Below are 14,590 nucleotides of genomic sequence, written 5' to 3'. Positions count from 1 at the left end.
CCGGGTCTCAGCGGCCCTCCCACTCGGGGGGCCGCTTGTCGAGGAAGGCGGAGACGCCTTCGCGGAAGTCGCGGCTGCCGTAGCAGAGTTCGTACAGGTCGTCGGCTTTGCCGGGTGCCGAGGCGCTGAGCACGCGCCGGTCGGCCTCCTTCAGCGCGGCGAGCGTCAGCGGTGCGCATCCGGCGATGCGGGCGGTGAGCCCGGCCAGGTGTTCGTCGAGCCCGTCGGCGTCGACGATCTGCGCCACCAGGCCCGCCTCGTGCGCCTCCTGCGCGCTGATCAGCTGGGCGGTGAGCAGGGCGTGCAGTGAGCGGGCCCTGCCCAGGGACGCGTAGAGCCGGGCGATCACGGTGGGGGAGAGGCAGTTGCCGAGGGTGCGCGCGATGGGTGCGCCGAAGACGGAGCCGGGCGTGCACACCACGATGTCGCAGCAGGCCGTCAGGGCGATCCCGGCGCCGACGGCGGGGCCGTCGACGGCGGCGATCACGGGCATGCGCAGCGCGGCGAGCCGTTCGAGGGCGGTGCCGACATGCCGCTCGTAGCCGACGCCGTCCGCGCCGCTTCCGAAGCCGCGGAACTCGTGGATGTCGGTGCCCGCGGCGAACGCCCGGCCGCCCGCCCCGCGCAGCACCGTCACGCGGACGTCGGAGGCGGCGTCGATCTCCTCGCACGCCTGGTGCAGCTGGTCGTACATCTCCAGCGTCAGGGCGTTGTGCCGGCGCGGATTGGAGAGGGTGAGCCAGGCGACTGACGTGTCGCCGCCCGGCACGGTCTCCTCCCGCCAGGTGACGGAAGGAGCCTGTTCCTCGACGCTCATGCGTCCCCCAGGAGTTCGTCGTTGTGTTCGCCGAGGAGCGGCGGATGGCGCCGCATCCGTGCCGGGGTGCGCCCCAGCTTGACGGGGAAGCCGAGGACCCGCTTACGGCCGGACACGGGATGCTCGTACTCCTCGACCATGCCGCGCGCCTCGGCGTGCGGGTCCGGGTCGTCTCCGAGTAGCTGCTCGTAGTCCAGGATCGGCCCGGCGGGCACGCCCGCGTCGAGGAGCTTTGCCACGGTCTCGCTGGTCGGCTCGGCTGCCAGCCGTCCTTCCAGCATCGCGATCAACTCCGCCCGGTGCTCCATGCGCGCCGTGTTGGTGAGGAACCGTTCGTCCCCCACGAGGTGTTCGAGGCCGAGCGCGCCGCACAGCCGCTCCCACAGGCGCTGGGTGTTGGCGGCGACGGTGACGTATCCGTCCGCGGTACGCACGGCTTGGTACGGGGCTGTCATCCGGTGCGCGGAGCCGAGGCGCCGCGGCGCCTGTCCGGTGGAGAAGAACTCCGTGGACTCCCACACCGACATGGCCAGCACAGCTTCGTACAGCGAAGTCTCCAGGTACTGGCCCTCTCCGGTGCGCGTGCGGTGCACGTAGGCGCTCAGGATGGCGACGGCGCACAGCATCCCGGCGCCGAGATCGCCCACGGGCAGGCCGCACTTGACCGGAGCCCCGTCTCCTTCGCCCGTGACGCTGAGGGCGCCGGCCATGCTCTGGGCGATGAGGTCGTAGCCGGGACGCTGGGCGTAGGGGCCGTACTGCCCGAAGCCCGAGATCGACGCGTAGACGATGTCCGGCTTGGTCCTGCGTGCGGCCTCGTAGCCCACGCCCAGCCGGTCGGCGACTCCGGGCCGGAAGTTCTCCACGACCACGTCCGCGCCTGCGACGAGTGTGTGGAAGTCCCGCTGCCCCTCGTCGGTGCGCAGATCGAGGGCGACGCTGCGCTTGTTGCGGTTCAGTGCGTGGAAGGAGGCGCTGTCGTGGCCGGGCGCCGGCGCGTCCCAGCCGCTGCGGGTCTGGTCCCCGGTGCCCGGTGGTTCGACCTTGATCACGTCCGCGCCGAGGTCGGCGAGGAGCATCGTGCAGTACGGGCCCGCCATCACCTGCGTGAGGTCGATGACGCGTACGCCTTCGAGGGCGCCCGTATTCTCGCCTGTCGTCACTGCGGCGCCTCGCCTTCCGTGGCGGTCGCGGGGGTCTCGTCCCCGGTGCCGCCGTTGTCCGGTGAACCGGCGAGCAGCGCGGCCCGCACCAGCTCGACGGGGTGCCATGCGTTGCGTTCCGTGCCGTGGAAGATCTGCTGCCGGCAGGAGACCCCGCTCGCGGCGACGACCGTCGTGTCGTCTTCGGCGCTGATGGCGGGGAAGAGGCGGTCGCTGCCGACCGTCATGGACGTCTCGTAGTGCTCGGACTCGAAGCCGAAGGAGCCGGCCATGCCGCAGCAGCCCGCGTCGAGTTCGACGACCTCGGCGCCGGGAATCCGCTTCAGCAGCGCGACGGTCGCCGCGGTGCCCACCTCGGCCTTCTGGTGGCAGTGGCCGTGGTAGAGGATGCGGCGGCCGGCGGGCCACGCGTCGGGCGACAGCCGCAGCCGCCCGTCGTCGACGGCCTCGGTGAGCAGTTCCTCGGCCTGGCGCACGCGGCCGGAGACGTCCGCGACCGACGGGTCCTGCGGCAGCATGGCGCGGTGCTCGTCCCGGAGCGTCATCAGGCACGAGGGTTCGCAGCCGACGACCGGTGAGCCGGCGGGCGAGTTCTCCGCCAGCAGCTTCGTCAGCTTGCGCGCCTGGTCCTTCGCCTCGTCGAGCAGCCCTTTGGAGAAGGCGGACCGCCCGCAGCAGCCCCGGGACTCCAACGCGACGTGCCAGCCCGCCAGTTCGAGGAGTTCGACAGCCGCCCGGCCGATTCCGGGCTCGGTGTAGGTGGTGAAGGAGTCAGCGAGGTAGGTGACGGTGCCCTGGGATCCGGGTGCGGACGGGCCCGCCGCCGTCGCCGGGGAGGCCGCCGCCCGCCCTCGCCGCCGGAACCAGCGCACGAGGTTGCCCCGTACGAAGGCCGGAAGCGGCCGGGCGGGGGTGATGCCCAGGTACCGGTCCATCAGCGCGCGCAGGAACGGGACCCGTGCGGGGAGGTTGGACAGCGGCGCCGTGGCCGAGCCGATCCGGTTCAGCGAGCGGATCGAGGCGAACACCCGTGATCTGCGGGGGATTCCGTGCTCGTCGTGGTGGTGGGAGAGCGACTCCGCCTTGAGGGTGGCCATGTCGACGCCGAGCGGGCACTCGCTCTTGCACGCCTTGCACATCAGGCACAGGTCGAGGACCTCGTGGAGGCGCCCGTCGCCCAGCGCCCGGTGCGGGTCGGGTTCGGAGAGGGCCTTGACCAGCGCGTTGGCCCGGCCGCGCGTGGAGTCCTCCTCCTTGAGCGTGGCCATGTACGAGGGGCACATCGTGCCGGCTTCGGCCTTTCGGCACAGCCCGATGTTCATGCAGCGGTCGGCGGCGCCGCGCATGCCGCCGACGACCTCGAAGTCCAGGCGGGTGCGCAGCGGCCCGGCCGGAGGCAGCGCCGGGTCGCGGAGGTTGTCCGTCATGGAGGGCGCGTCGACGATCTTCCCGGGGTTGAGGCGGTTGTCCGGGTCGAAGAGGCCCTTGACGCGCCGCATCGCCTCGTACAGGTCGTCGCCGAAGATCTCGCGGTTGAACTCGCTGCGGGCCAGGCCGTCGCCGTGCTCACTTGAGTTGACGCCGCCGTACTCCCGCACGAGGTCCTTGATCTCCTCCGCGACCGACCGCATCGTCGCGACCTGCGACGGGTCGGCGGTGTCGACGAAGGGACGGATGTGCAGGCAGCCGACCGAACAGTGGCCGTAGAAGCCCGCGTTGAGGCCGTGGCGGTCCAGGACCTCCTTGAAGCGCCGTGTGTAGTCGCCGAGATGGACCGGGTCGACGGCGGTGTCCTCGATGAACGCAAGCGGGCGGCGCGTCCCCTCGCTGGCGGCCATCAGCAGCCCGAGGCTGGACTTGCGGACCTTCAGCAGCGAGCCCTGCTGGGCGGGGGTGACGGCCTGGAGGGTGTGGTAGCCGTGGCCGTGGCGCTGCCAGAGCGCCGTGAGTTGCTGCAGCCTGCCGGCGAGTTCGTGTTCGTCGTCGCCGGTGAAGCTGACGAACAGCAGGGCTTCCGGGTCGCCTTCGAGGATCGAGCCGAGCGAGGCGTACTCGATCTTCTGCCGCGACAGGTCGAGGATCGTACGGTCCATCATCTCCACCGCGGACGGGTCGCACGCCAGGGCGTCGTCCGTGGCGGCTATCGCACCGGCGACGGAGGTGAAGTGACCGACGGCGATGACCGTGCGGGCCGGTTTGGGCACGAGGTCGACGAGGGCGCGGGTGGCCAGCACGAGGGTGCCCTCCGAGCCCACGACGAACTTCGCCAGGTCGAACTCCGCTCCGGGGGCCGCGAGCCGGTCCAGCCGGTAGCCGCACGCCCGGCGCCAGAACTGCGGCATGCCCTCGGCGGTCGCCTCGGCGCTCTCCTCGACGATCCGGGGGAGTTCGCGGTAGAGGCGGCCCTCCAGTGTCGGCAGTCCGGCGCGGTGCTCGCGCACGGCCTCGTCGACGGGGGCGAGGCGGGCCCTGGCCGAGTCGGAGAGCACGACGTCGAGTTCGCGCACGTGGTCGATCGTCATGCCGTAGCGGATCGAACCGCTGCCGGCCGAGTTGTTGCCGATCATCCCGCCGATGGTGGCGCGGTTGCTGGTGGAGGTGTCGGGCCCGAACATCAGGCCGTGCGCGGCCGCGGCCCGGTTGAGCTGGTCCTGCACGACGCCCGCCTCGACCAGCGCGGTGCGGCCCTCCGTGTCGATCTCCACGATGCGGTTCATGTGGCGGGAGAGGTCCAGGACCAGGCCGGGCCCGACGGTCTGCCCGGCGAGCGACGTGCCGGCGCCGCGGGGCACGACGGGTATGCCCGCCTCGGCGGCCGCCGTCACGGCCAACTGCACGTCGCCGGCGTGACGGGGGAAGACGACGCCCAGGGGCTCGATCGCGTACATGCTCGCGTCGCGGGAGAAGAGGTGCCGGGTGTAGTCGTCGAAGAGGACGTCGCCCTCGATCTCACCGCGCAGACGGGCCTCGACGTGACGGGCCGTATCCGCCGTGCCGTCCGGGACCGGTGCGTCGCCGCTGATCGCTGTCATGTGGTGCGGACTCCAAGTGCTCGTGAACGCTGCGGAACCGGCGCCTGCGCGCCGCGGCGGCGCAAGGGCGCGGGGTGGGGCTGCGAGGGTCCGGGGCGTAAGCGAAGGCGGGATCTCGGTGCGGGCGCCGTCACTCGGCGTCGCGCAGCGTCGAGAGGGCCGCGCCGAGACCGTCCGCTCCCACGGGGACCCCGGCGAGTTGGAGGCCCATCTGCACCCCGGCGAGCGTGCCCGCGAGGGTGAGGTCGCTGAGGTGCCCGAGGTGGCCGATGCGGAAGACCCGGCCCGCCAGCCGCCCGAGACCTGCGCCCAGCGACATGTCGAACCGCTCCAGGATGATCTCGCGGACCTTGTCGGCGTCGTGTCCGTCCGGCATCAGCACCGCCGTGAGCGAGCCCGAGTGCTCCCGCTCGTCCCGGCACAGCACTTCCAGGCCCCACCCGCGCACGGCGGCGCGTGTGGCGGCCGCGTGCCGCGCGTGCCGGGCGAAGACGTTCGGGAGGCCCTCCTCCCGCAGCATCCGCAGCGCCTCCTCCAGCCCGTAGAGCAGGTTCGTCGCGGGGGTGTACGGGAATGAGCCCATCCGGTTCGCCTCGATGACAGGGCCCCAGTCCCAGAAGACCTTCGGCAGCCGGGCCGTCCGGCTCGCCGCGAGCGCCTTGTCGCTGACGGCGTTGAAGCTCAGTCCCGGCGGCAGCATCAGCCCCTTCTGCGAGCCGGCCACCGTGACGTCGACGCCCCACTCGTCGTGGCGGTAGTCGATGGAGCCGAGCGAGGAGATGGTGTCCACGAGCAGCAGCGCCGGGTGGCCCGCCTCGTCCATGGCGCGCCGGATCTCAGGAATGCGGCTGGCCACGCCGGTCGAGGTCTCGTTGTGGACGACGCAGACCGCCTTGATCGCGTGCCCGGTGTCGGCGGCGAGCCGCTCGGCCAGCACCTCCGGATCGGCGCCGTGCCGCCAGTCGCCGGGGACGAAGTCGGTGCCCGTCTCGAGGCCCAGGGACGTCGCCATCTCGCGCCAGAGCGAGGAGAAGTGGCCCGTCTCGAAGCTGAGGACGCGGTCGCCGGGGCTGAGGGTGTTGACCAGGGCCGCTTCCCAGGCCCCGGTTCCCGACGCGGGATAGATCAGGACGGGGCCGGCCGTGCCGAACACCGGCTTCAGCGCGTCCAGCAGACGCAGCGTCAGCGCCGAGAACTCCGGACCGCGGTGGTCGATGGTGGGTGCCGACATGGCGCGGAGCACCTGGTCGGGGACGTTGGTGGGGCCGGGGATCTGCAGGAAGTGGCGACCGGTGCGCGGGGTCATGGTCCGGCTCCTCCCAAAGGCTTGTGCCGTAGAACGGCACACTGTATCGTCACGCGGCACGCCGGAGCCTAAGGCTCCCCCACGGAACGAGTCAATGGATGCAGAACGTCCTCAACGCCCTCCGGGCCCTCGAAGAAGTCGCCGTCCGCCAGCCGATCGGCGTCGCCGAACTGGCGCGGGCCATGGGGCTGCCCAAGTCCTCGGTGCAGCGCACGCTGGTCACGCTCAAGGAGGCGGGGTGGATCCGCTCCACCGGCTCCGCCCCCACCCGGTGGGTCGTCACCACCAAGGCGCTGCACGTCGGCCGGCACGCCACGGACGAACTCGGCCTGCGGGACATCGCGTTGCCGGTGATGGAGGAGCTGCGGCGACGAACCGACGAGACGGTCCACCTCGCGGTCCGCGAGGGCAGCAAGGTGGTGCTGGTCGAGCGTCTGGAGACGTCGCAGCCCGTACGGATCATCCTGCCGCTGGGCCAGAACCTCGCGGTGCATGCGTCCGCCAACGGCAAGGCGGTGCTCGCGGCCGATCCGGAGGAGGTCGTCGAGCGCTACATCGCCCAGGGGCTCCGGGGATTCACCGGCACGACCATCACCGACCCCGGGCTGCTGCGCGCCGAACTGGCCAGGACCCGTGAACGTGGCTGGGCGACCAACAGCGGCGAATGGCGCGCGGACGTCTCGGCCGTCGCGTCCGCGGTCATCGGGGAGGGAGGGCTTCCGGTCGCGAGCATCAGCATCAACGTGCCCACGAGCCGGATGACGGAGGAGTCGAGACCCGTCTACGGCGCTCTCGTCAACGAGGCGGCCAAGAGGATCAGCACAGCTCTGGGACGCGCGCACGAGGAGGGCGACGGCAGTTGAAGGATCCTCACGCGAACCCTTGACGGGTCCCGACCCCCCTCACATACTCACCCAAGGCGAAAACCGGATTCCGCATCGCGGAATGCTGTGGCGTTTTGCGGGCAATCCCCAGAAGCGCTCGCAAGAGCGGAGTCACAGGCCCCCGAAAGGCTTCTGATTTCCGTTCGGATATGTGCCGGCACGCCTTTGCAGTGACCGTTCGACCGAAGGCGAGGAAGCCTCGTGTCAGATCATGTCATAGCCATCATCGGGTTGGTGCTGGTATTCGCCGTCGCCACCTTCACGTCGGTCCACATGGGTGCGCTCGCCATTGTCGCCGCCTTTGTGATCGGAAGTGGATTCGTGGGCAAATCCGCGGACGACATATTCGGCGGATTCCCGGGCGACTTGTTCGTCGTCCTCGTCGGTGTCACATTCCTCTTCGCCATCGCCAACAACAACGGAACGGTCAACTGGCTCGTCCAATCCGCGACCAGGGCGGTGGGCGGCAGGATCGCGCTCATACCCTGGGTGATGTTCCTGGTCACGGCCGTTCTGACGGCGACCGGGGCCGTCGTTCCCGCAGCCGTGGGAATCATTGCTCCCATCGGCATGGGGTTCTGCGTCCGCTACCGGATCAATCCGGTGCTGATGGGGCTGCTCATCATCAACGGCGCCAGCGCCGGCGGATTCTCCCCGATCAGCATTTTCGGCAGCATCACGAACGGCGTCGTGTCGCGGAACGAACTGGCCGGAAATCCGACGCTGCTCTTCGTCAGCTCGTTCCTCTTCAATGTGGTCCTCAGCCTCGTCGTCTTCTTCCTGTTCGGTGGACGCGGTCTCGTCGGCCGCAGGGCGGAGGACACGCAGAAGGCGACGGAATCCGGGGACGGCGCGGGCGGTTCGCTGGTGACGGCCGGCGCACCGGCCGGGTCGGGCGACAAGCCCGGACTGGAGACGGACGGTGGCACCGGAGCGACAGCGGTCAAGGGCGGCGGAGCCCCCGCCCCCGTGACTGCTCCCTCCGGTGCAGGCGGTACGACCGCCGTCGAGGAAGAGGAAGAGGCCGCACAGCTCACCGGCATCCGGGCCCTCACGCTGCTCGGGCTGGTCGGGATGGTCGTCGGGACGCTCTTCTTCGACCTGGACCCCGGCCTCATGGCACTCACCGTCGGCGTGGTGCTCACGCTCGTGAACCCCGCGTCCGCCAAGGGCGCAGTGGACGCCTGTGCCTGGTCCACGGTGCTTCTTGTCTGCGGCATCGTCACCTTCGTCACCATGATGGAGGACATGGGGACGATCGACTTCCTCGGCGACAGCGTCGCGGGGATCAACGCCCCGCTGCTGGCAGCCCTGTTGATCTGCTTCATCGGTGCGGTGGTCTCCGCCTTCGCCTCGACGACCGGAATCCTCGGTGCGCTCATCCCGCTGGCCGTGCCCTTCCTTCAGGGCGGTCACGTCGGAGCGGTCGGCATGATCATCGCGCTGGCCATCTCCTCGTCGGTCGTCGACTCCTCGCCCTTCTCCACCAGCGGTGCGCTCGTGACGGCGAACGCGCCGGCGGAGCAACGGGAAATGGTCTTCAAGAAGTTGATGATCTGGGGATTCAGCATGGTCGCCCTCGCCCCTCCGGTGACGTGGCTGTTCTTCGTCATCCCGGGCTGGCTCTGAGTACGCACCTTCGCTCGGGCGTGCGCCACGGACAACTCGCGGCGCACGCCCGGTCGTTCGTCCGCTCGTGTTTCAGGGGTGCGCGCCGCCCGCGCGGCGGCCCGCGGCAGACCAGGGGCGTGCGAGCCGGTGGCCGCGCGAGGCCCCGCGCCCCGCGGATGGCATGATCCGGCGTGCGGCACTCCGAACGCCCCGCGCCGCACGGTTCAGGGCAGCACAGGCGGGTGCGGGCCGGGCAGGCCCGGCCCGACGGTTCAGATAGGCAGGCACCAGGCACATGGCTCAGATCAGCCCCAGCATCCTCTCGGCCGACTTCGCGCGTCTCTCCGAAGAGGCCGAAGCGGTGACCGGCGCGGACTGGCTCCATGTCGACGTCATGGACGGCCACTTCGTCCCCAACCTCACCCTCGGGGCACCCGTCGTCGAGGCGCTGAGCAAGGCGAGCGACATCCCGCTGGACTGCCACCTGATGATCGAGGAGCCGGACCGCTGGGCGCCGCAGTACGTGGAGGCCGGCGCCGGCTCCGTCACGTTCCACGCGGAGGCCGCGGGCGCGCCCGTACGGCTCGCCAGGGAGATCAAGGCGCTCGGCGCCCGCGCGTCGATGGCGCTCAAGCCCGCGACCCCCGTCGAGCTCTACGAGGACCTGCTGCCCGAGCTGGACATGCTGCTGGTGATGACGGTCGAGCCCGGATTCGGCGGGCAGGCGTTCCTCGACATCATGCTGCCGAAGATCCGCCGGGCCCGGCAGCTCATGGACAAGCACGGCCTGGAGATGTGGCTCCAGGTGGACGGAGGGGTCTCCGCGTCCACCATCGAGCAGTGCGCGGAGGCAGGCGCGGACGTCTTCGTCGCGGGATCGTCCGTCTACGGGACCGACGACCCGGCCGCGGCCGTGCGGGGACTGCGCCAGCAGGCGGAGGAGGCGGCCCGCCGCTCAGCCGTGGCCCCCGGCGACGACCGGCTCTGACCCCCTGACCCGGGGTTTCTCCCCGGACGTGGCACCGGCGGCCCGCCGCCGGTCGGTGCCCGCTGCGGCCGCTTCGGCATGCGCCCGCGGTGTGCGCACACTGGAATCAGGCTCCGGGAACGGGTGCCGGAGCTGTCCGCAGGCGCACGAACGGGATCGGGGGCACCCGGGATCTGCAAGGATGAACGCCCAGCGCTGATGCGTACGTACGGCAAGACAGTGAGGTGAGTGCGGTGTCGTCGGGTCGGACCACACGAATGGGACCCGCCGAGCTCATGCAGGCGGCAGCAATGGCACGCCGCTTCTACCTTGAGGGCAAATCCAAGATCCAGATCGCGGACGAGTTCGGCGTGAGCCGCTTCAAGGTGGCGCGGGTGCTGGAGACGGCGCTGGAGCGCGACCTGGTCCGCATCGAGATCAGGGTTCCCGCGGAGCTGGACGCCGACCGCTCGGACGCTCTGCGGGCACGCTTCGGACTGCGGCACGCCGTCGTCGTCGAATCCCCTTCCGAGGCGGCCGACGACGGCGCCGACCCGGAGAACCTGGGAGAGGTCGCCGCCGGCCTGCTCGGCGAGCTCGTCACCGAAGGGGACGTGCTCGGCCTGGCCTGGGGCCGCTCCACCATCCACATGGCCGCCGCGCTCCGCCAGCTGCCGCCGTGCACGGTCGTGCAGCTCACCGGCGTCTACGACGCGGGCACCGCCGACCGCGGCTCCGTCGAGGCCGTACGGCGGGCGGCCGAGGTCGCCGGGGGAGAGGCGCACCCCGTCTACGCCCCGATGCTGCTGCCCGACCCGGCGACCGCCGCAGCGCTGCGCAGTCAGACGGGCATCGCCCGCGCCTTCGAGTACTTCGACAAGGTGACGGTCGCCGCCGTGTCCATCGGCTCCTGGGAGCCGGGCATCTCCACCGTCCACGACATGCTCAGCGACACCGAGCGCGAGCACTACTCGTCGCTCGGGGTCGCCGCGGAGATGTCCGCGCACCTTTTCGACAAGAGCGGCCGGCGCATCGGCCGCGACCTGGGGGAGCGCTGCATCACCGTCGAGGCCGAACGGCTGCGCCGGATCCCGGAGGTTGTCGCCATCGCCGGCGGCCAGCGCAAGGCGGAGGCCATCGGCGCGGTCCTGCGCTCCGGCCTCGTCACGAGCCTCGTGACCGACACCGCCGCCGCCGACTACCTGCTGACCGAAGCCGAGCCCGGGCCGAAGCCGGCCCTGGAGCGCGCCGACCCGGACGGTTCGTAGGCGCCAACGGGCCGCCTGCGCCGGCCACTTGACTGCGGCCCGGCACGGGCTGCCCGCGCCTCCGCCGAAACGGGTCCCCCCGACTCTCCCGCGCGGACCGGGCGGAGGGCAGGCGGACGCGGTTGGGGGTCGGCGCGCTGTACGGGTTACTCTCGTGCTCGCCGCGTCGTGCGGCCGTATCGCACTCTCCGAGGAGGCAGAGGCAGCCATGACCACGCAGCGCACCAAGCTGCCGGGAGTCGGCACGCAGTACGACATCGAAACCCGGGCGGGCCGCCACATCTCTGTCGTCGCCCATCAGGACGGGCGGCGCTTCCTCGGCTTCTACGAGCCGGACGACCCCGACGCCTGCCAGGCCACCGTGCCGCTCGACTCCGACGAGGCCGCGTCCCTCGCCGCGCTGCTCGCACCACCCGAGACGCCCGCGCTCGCCACCAGCGAGATGGATCTCGACCTGGTCACCGAGCGCATCGCGGTCACGACCCAGTCCCCCTACCGCAGCCGCCCGCTGGGGGAGACCCGCGCCCGTACCCGCACCGGTGCCTACATCGTCGCCGTGCTCCGCCGCACGGGGCCGCATCCGTCTCCCGGGCCGGAGTTCCGGCTGGAGGCGGGCGACGCGGTCGTCGCCGTCGGTACCCGCGAAGGTGTCGACGAGCTCACTCGCATCATCAGCGGCACCTGACGGGCCGCACACGGGACGGGTCGTCCCGGCGGGTCCCGGCCCGCCCCGGAGCCCGGCCACGGCAGGGACCGGCGGTACGGAAGGGGGGCGGGTCGAGCCCGTGCACGACACCACCGTTCTGCTGATCGAACTGGGCGCCGTGATTCTCGGCCTGGGTCTCGTCGGGCGCTTCGCGGGGCGCATCGGCATGTCACCCACCCCGGGGAGCGGCGAGGAGACCTCCGCCGGGGTGAGGGACGACGTGCAGCCGCTGAAGCGCTGACGGAGCGTCCACGGCACGGGGGACGCGTACGCGAATCCGCCCCCGCCGAGGGGCTGGGGTTCGCTGGGGGCGCTGCCCAACGCTCGTCCACCGTAGGTGTCTTGCTGCCCCGACGGTGCGTCGGCATCTCGAAGTGGCCGTGCACGCAGGGCGGTTCGTCCGCACCCGTCCGCGGCGCCGGTCCCGGGGTGCCCAGGCGCCGGAACTTCTCAGCCGAGGGCGGTCTGCTGCGTGCCGGCACCGGGCAAAGGGAGCGCGTCGAACTCGTCGCCGGCGCACCGCGCTTACTGGCGGTTACCCCGCCCGGGGCGCCCGCCTCCGACCGTCCGTACGAGCAGCCGAACCGGCGCTGCGCAGGTGAGCGGTCGAATTCCCTCACACACCCTCCTCCGATTCCACGCACGGGAAGATCCGGGATTCCCTAGGCAACGGGCCGCGCCGCGAGGTAATTTGCGCGGTCAGTCACTGAACGTCGTGACGTGAGCGGACGGGGTGGGGGCGATGTGCTGTGCGTGACTACAGCCTTCCGTCGCTCGTGGAGCCGCTGAGATCGGGCGGGCTCGCCGACTCGGTCTACGAACTGGCCGCGCGGGAGCCGGGGTTGCCGCAGCTGGCACGCCGCGAGGGTCCCGACGGGAACACCGGCCCGTGGCGTGAGATGACCGCCGCCGCCTTCGCCTCTCAGGTGCTCAGGCTTGCCAAGGGGCTGCTGGCGGAAGGCATACGCTTCGGCGACCGGGTCGCCGTCATGACCCGTACGCGCCACGAGTGGACGCTCTTCAGCTTCGCCCTGTGGTCGATCGGCGCGCAGGTCGTGCCGCTGTATCCGGCGTCCTCCCCGGGGCAGTTGCGCTGGGTCCTGGGCGACTCGGAAGCCTGCGCCGTCGTCGTGGAGCACGAGGACGACGCGATGAGCGTGGGCTCGGTGGTCGACGTGCTGCCGCAGCTGCGTCACATCTGGCAGTTCGACGCCGGCTGCGTGGCGTGGCTGCAGGAGGTGGGCCGCACGCTCGAGGACAACGACGTGCACCGTCACCGCTGGGCCGTCACACCGGAGATGACGGCCGCCGTCATCTACACATCGGGCACCACCGGCCGCCCGCGCGGATGCGTCATCACGCACCGCAACCTGGCCTCGGAGTGTGACACGATCCTCGCCGGCTGGGGCCGGCTGATGGGCGAACCGGGCCAGCAGCCCTCCGTGCTGGCCTTTCTGCCGGTGGGTCACGTGTACGGGCTGATGGTGACGGTGATGTGCATCCGGGGCGGTTACCTGCTGGGGCATCAACCCTCCGTCTCCGCGAAGGACTTGATGCCGGCGATCAGGTCTTTCCGGCCGACGTGCCTGTACGCGGTGCCGTACTTCTTCGAGAAGTTCTACTCCGGTGCGCGGATGATGGCCGAGACGGCCGGCCGCGGAGCCATGTTCGCCCGGGCGATGGACGTCTCCAGGAGGTACGCGGAGGCGGCGGAGGCACAGGCGCTGGGAACCGGACCGGGCCCCGGCGCGGGGCTGCGGGCACGGCACGCCGTCTACGACCGCCTGGTCTACCGGCACTTCAGGGAGGTGCTCGGCGGCCGCACGCGCAACGTGGTCTCGGGAGGTTCCCCGCTCAGCCGTGAACTCGGTCTGACCCTCGCCGGCGCGGGCATCGTCGTCTACGACTGCTACGGGCTGACGGAGACCACGTGCGCCGTCACCGCGCAGCCCCCGGGGAGGCCGCGGTTCGGCACGGTGGGCCGCCCCATGCCGGGCTCCTCGGTGCACATCGCCCGCGACGGCGAGGTGTGGGTGCGCGGCCCGATGGTCTTTCCCGGCTACACGGGCCGCTCGGAGGAGGCCGAGACGCGGCACGCCGCCCACCCGGAAGGCGGGGCCGCGCCCGGGCAGGACAGGCGGCACTCCTCCCGGGGCGGGGGCGCGCACGCCAGGAGCCCGTACGAGGAGACCCTGCGCGACGGCTGGCTCGGCACGGGCGACCTCGGCTACCTCGACGACGGCTACCTCGTCATCACCGGCCGCAAGAAGGACGTCATCATCACCAGCTCCGGCAGAAGCGTGTCGCCGATGATGCTGGAGACGCGTCTGCGTGCCCATCCGCTCATCTCGCAGGCGTTCGTCGTCGGCGACGACCGTCCCTACATCGCCGCTCTGGTCACCCTGGATCCGGAAGTTGTCGAGCAGTGGCGCAAGGGCCGCCAGCAGTGGGGTCCTTCGGGTCCCGGCTACGGCAGCACGCCTGCCGAGGAACTGGAACGCGAGGTGGGACGAGCGGTGGTGGCGGCCAACAGCGCCCTGTCGCGGGCCGAATCGATCCGGTCGTTCCGCATCCTGCCGGAGGAGTTCAGCATGGCCGACGGACTGGTGACCCCGTCTTTGAAGCTGCGGCGGTCGGAGATCACGCGGATGTACGCGGCGGAGATCGAGGAACTCTACTCGGCCTGACCGCCGCCACCTAGACACTCGGCAGATACGACTCGGCAATGTAGCAGTGTTGAACGCTGCAGGACCGGTTCTTGTCAGGTCGGGACGAAGCCTCGACCACATCCTCACACACACCATTAGCGTCCGTCGCACTTCGAAGATGTGTGTGG

11 protein-coding genes are annotated in these 14,590 nt (G+C 71.2%); 7 read left to right on the top strand and 4 right to left on the bottom strand.

What is annotated here, in order from left to right:
- Positions 1-7 precede the first annotated feature (7 nt).
- The 4 genes from EV375_RS02055 to EV375_RS02040 all read right to left on the bottom strand — a co-directional run bounded on the left by EV375_RS02055 (position 8) and on the right by EV375_RS02040 (position 6,318).
- Positions 8-817 carry an enoyl-CoA hydratase gene (locus tag EV375_RS02055; RefSeq protein ID WP_130297916.1) on the bottom strand — a complete coding sequence of 270 codons (810 nt, stop codon included), beginning with the start codon at positions 815-817 and terminating at the stop codon, positions 8-10.
- Positions 814-1,980 carry a CoA transferase gene (locus EV375_RS02050; RefSeq protein WP_207227966.1) on the bottom strand — a complete coding sequence of 389 codons (1,167 nt, stop codon included), beginning with the start codon at positions 1,978-1,980 and terminating at the stop codon, positions 814-816. Before EV375_RS02050 ends, EV375_RS02055 begins: the two co-directional genes overlap by 4 nt.
- Positions 1,977-5,012, bottom strand: a complete 3,036-nt coding sequence (locus tag EV375_RS02045) for an FAD-binding and (Fe-S)-binding domain-containing protein (RefSeq protein WP_130297914.1) — start codon at positions 5,010-5,012, stop codon at positions 1,977-1,979. Before EV375_RS02045 ends, EV375_RS02050 begins: the two co-directional genes overlap by 4 nt.
- 130 nt (positions 5,013-5,142) lie before the next feature.
- Complete coding sequence (locus EV375_RS02040) at positions 5,143-6,318, bottom strand: aminotransferase class V-fold PLP-dependent enzyme (RefSeq protein ID WP_130297913.1); 1,176 nt, start codon at positions 6,316-6,318, stop codon at positions 5,143-5,145.
- 98 nt (positions 6,319-6,416) lie between these two features.
- Between EV375_RS02040 and EV375_RS02035 the strand changes: the two genes are divergently transcribed.
- From EV375_RS02035 to EV375_RS02010, 7 genes are all read left to right on the top strand, one after another.
- On the top strand, positions 6,417-7,181 hold the full coding sequence (locus EV375_RS02035; RefSeq protein ID WP_130297912.1) for an IclR family transcriptional regulator: 765 nt from the start codon (positions 6,417-6,419) through the stop codon (positions 7,179-7,181).
- Between the two features lie 222 nt (positions 7,182-7,403).
- A complete protein-coding gene (locus EV375_RS02030; protein WP_130297911.1) occupies positions 7,404-8,831 on the top strand; it encodes an SLC13 family permease in 1,428 nt (475 codons plus the stop codon).
- Positions 8,832-9,108: 277 nt separating this feature from the next.
- Positions 9,109-9,801: a ribulose-phosphate 3-epimerase gene (gene rpe, locus EV375_RS02025; RefSeq protein ID WP_130297910.1), complete on the top strand. Its 693-nt coding sequence runs from the start codon at positions 9,109-9,111 to the stop codon at positions 9,799-9,801.
- A 257-nt stretch (positions 9,802-10,058) separates the two neighbouring features.
- The gene (locus EV375_RS02020; protein WP_207227965.1) at positions 10,059-11,048 is read left to right on the top strand and encodes a sugar-binding domain-containing protein; all 990 of its coding nucleotides are present in this window, start codon (positions 10,059-10,061) and stop codon (positions 11,046-11,048) included.
- A gap of 208 nt (positions 11,049-11,256) precedes the next feature.
- The gene (locus tag EV375_RS02015) at positions 11,257-11,733 is read left to right on the top strand and encodes a cation:proton antiporter regulatory subunit (RefSeq protein WP_130297908.1); all 477 of its coding nucleotides are present in this window, start codon (positions 11,257-11,259) and stop codon (positions 11,731-11,733) included.
- 100 nt (positions 11,734-11,833) lie between these two features.
- A complete protein-coding gene (locus EV375_RS29005; protein ID WP_165434645.1) occupies positions 11,834-11,995 on the top strand; it encodes a hypothetical protein in 162 nt (53 codons plus the stop codon).
- Positions 11,996-12,503: 508 nt separating this feature from the next.
- A complete protein-coding gene (locus tag EV375_RS02010; RefSeq protein ID WP_130297907.1) occupies positions 12,504-14,441 on the top strand; it encodes a long-chain fatty acid--CoA ligase in 1,938 nt (645 codons plus the stop codon).
- Positions 14,442-14,590: the final 149 nt, after the last annotated feature.

This window comes from Streptomyces sp. CNZ301 (genome assembly GCF_004217425.1).
The sequence above is the reverse complement of the archived record's forward strand: the minus strand, read 5'-3'. Positions and strand labels throughout refer to the sequence as shown.

Bases quoted from the DNA above. Each gene is read 5' to 3' on its own strand.
- EV375_RS02035 (WP_130297912.1), top strand. From the start codon at position 6,417: ATGCAGAACGTCCTCAACGCCCTCCGGGCCCTCGAAGAAGTCGCCGTC.
- EV375_RS02040 (WP_130297913.1), bottom strand. From the start codon at position 6,318: ATGACCCCGCGCACCGGTCGCCACTTCCTGCAGATCCCCGGCCCCACC.
- EV375_RS02055 (WP_130297916.1), bottom strand. From the start codon at position 817: ATGAGCGTCGAGGAACAGGCTCCTTCCGTCACCTGGCGGGAGGAGACC.
- EV375_RS02045 (WP_130297914.1), bottom strand. From the start codon at position 5,012: ATGACAGCGATCAGCGGCGACGCACCGGTCCCGGACGGCACGGCGGAT.
- rpe (WP_130297910.1), top strand. From the start codon at position 9,109: ATGGCTCAGATCAGCCCCAGCATCCTCTCGGCCGACTTCGCGCGTCTC.
- EV375_RS02020 (WP_207227965.1), top strand. From the start codon at position 10,059: ATGGGACCCGCCGAGCTCATGCAGGCGGCAGCAATGGCACGCCGCTTC.
- EV375_RS02015 (WP_130297908.1), top strand. From the start codon at position 11,257: ATGACCACGCAGCGCACCAAGCTGCCGGGAGTCGGCACGCAGTACGAC.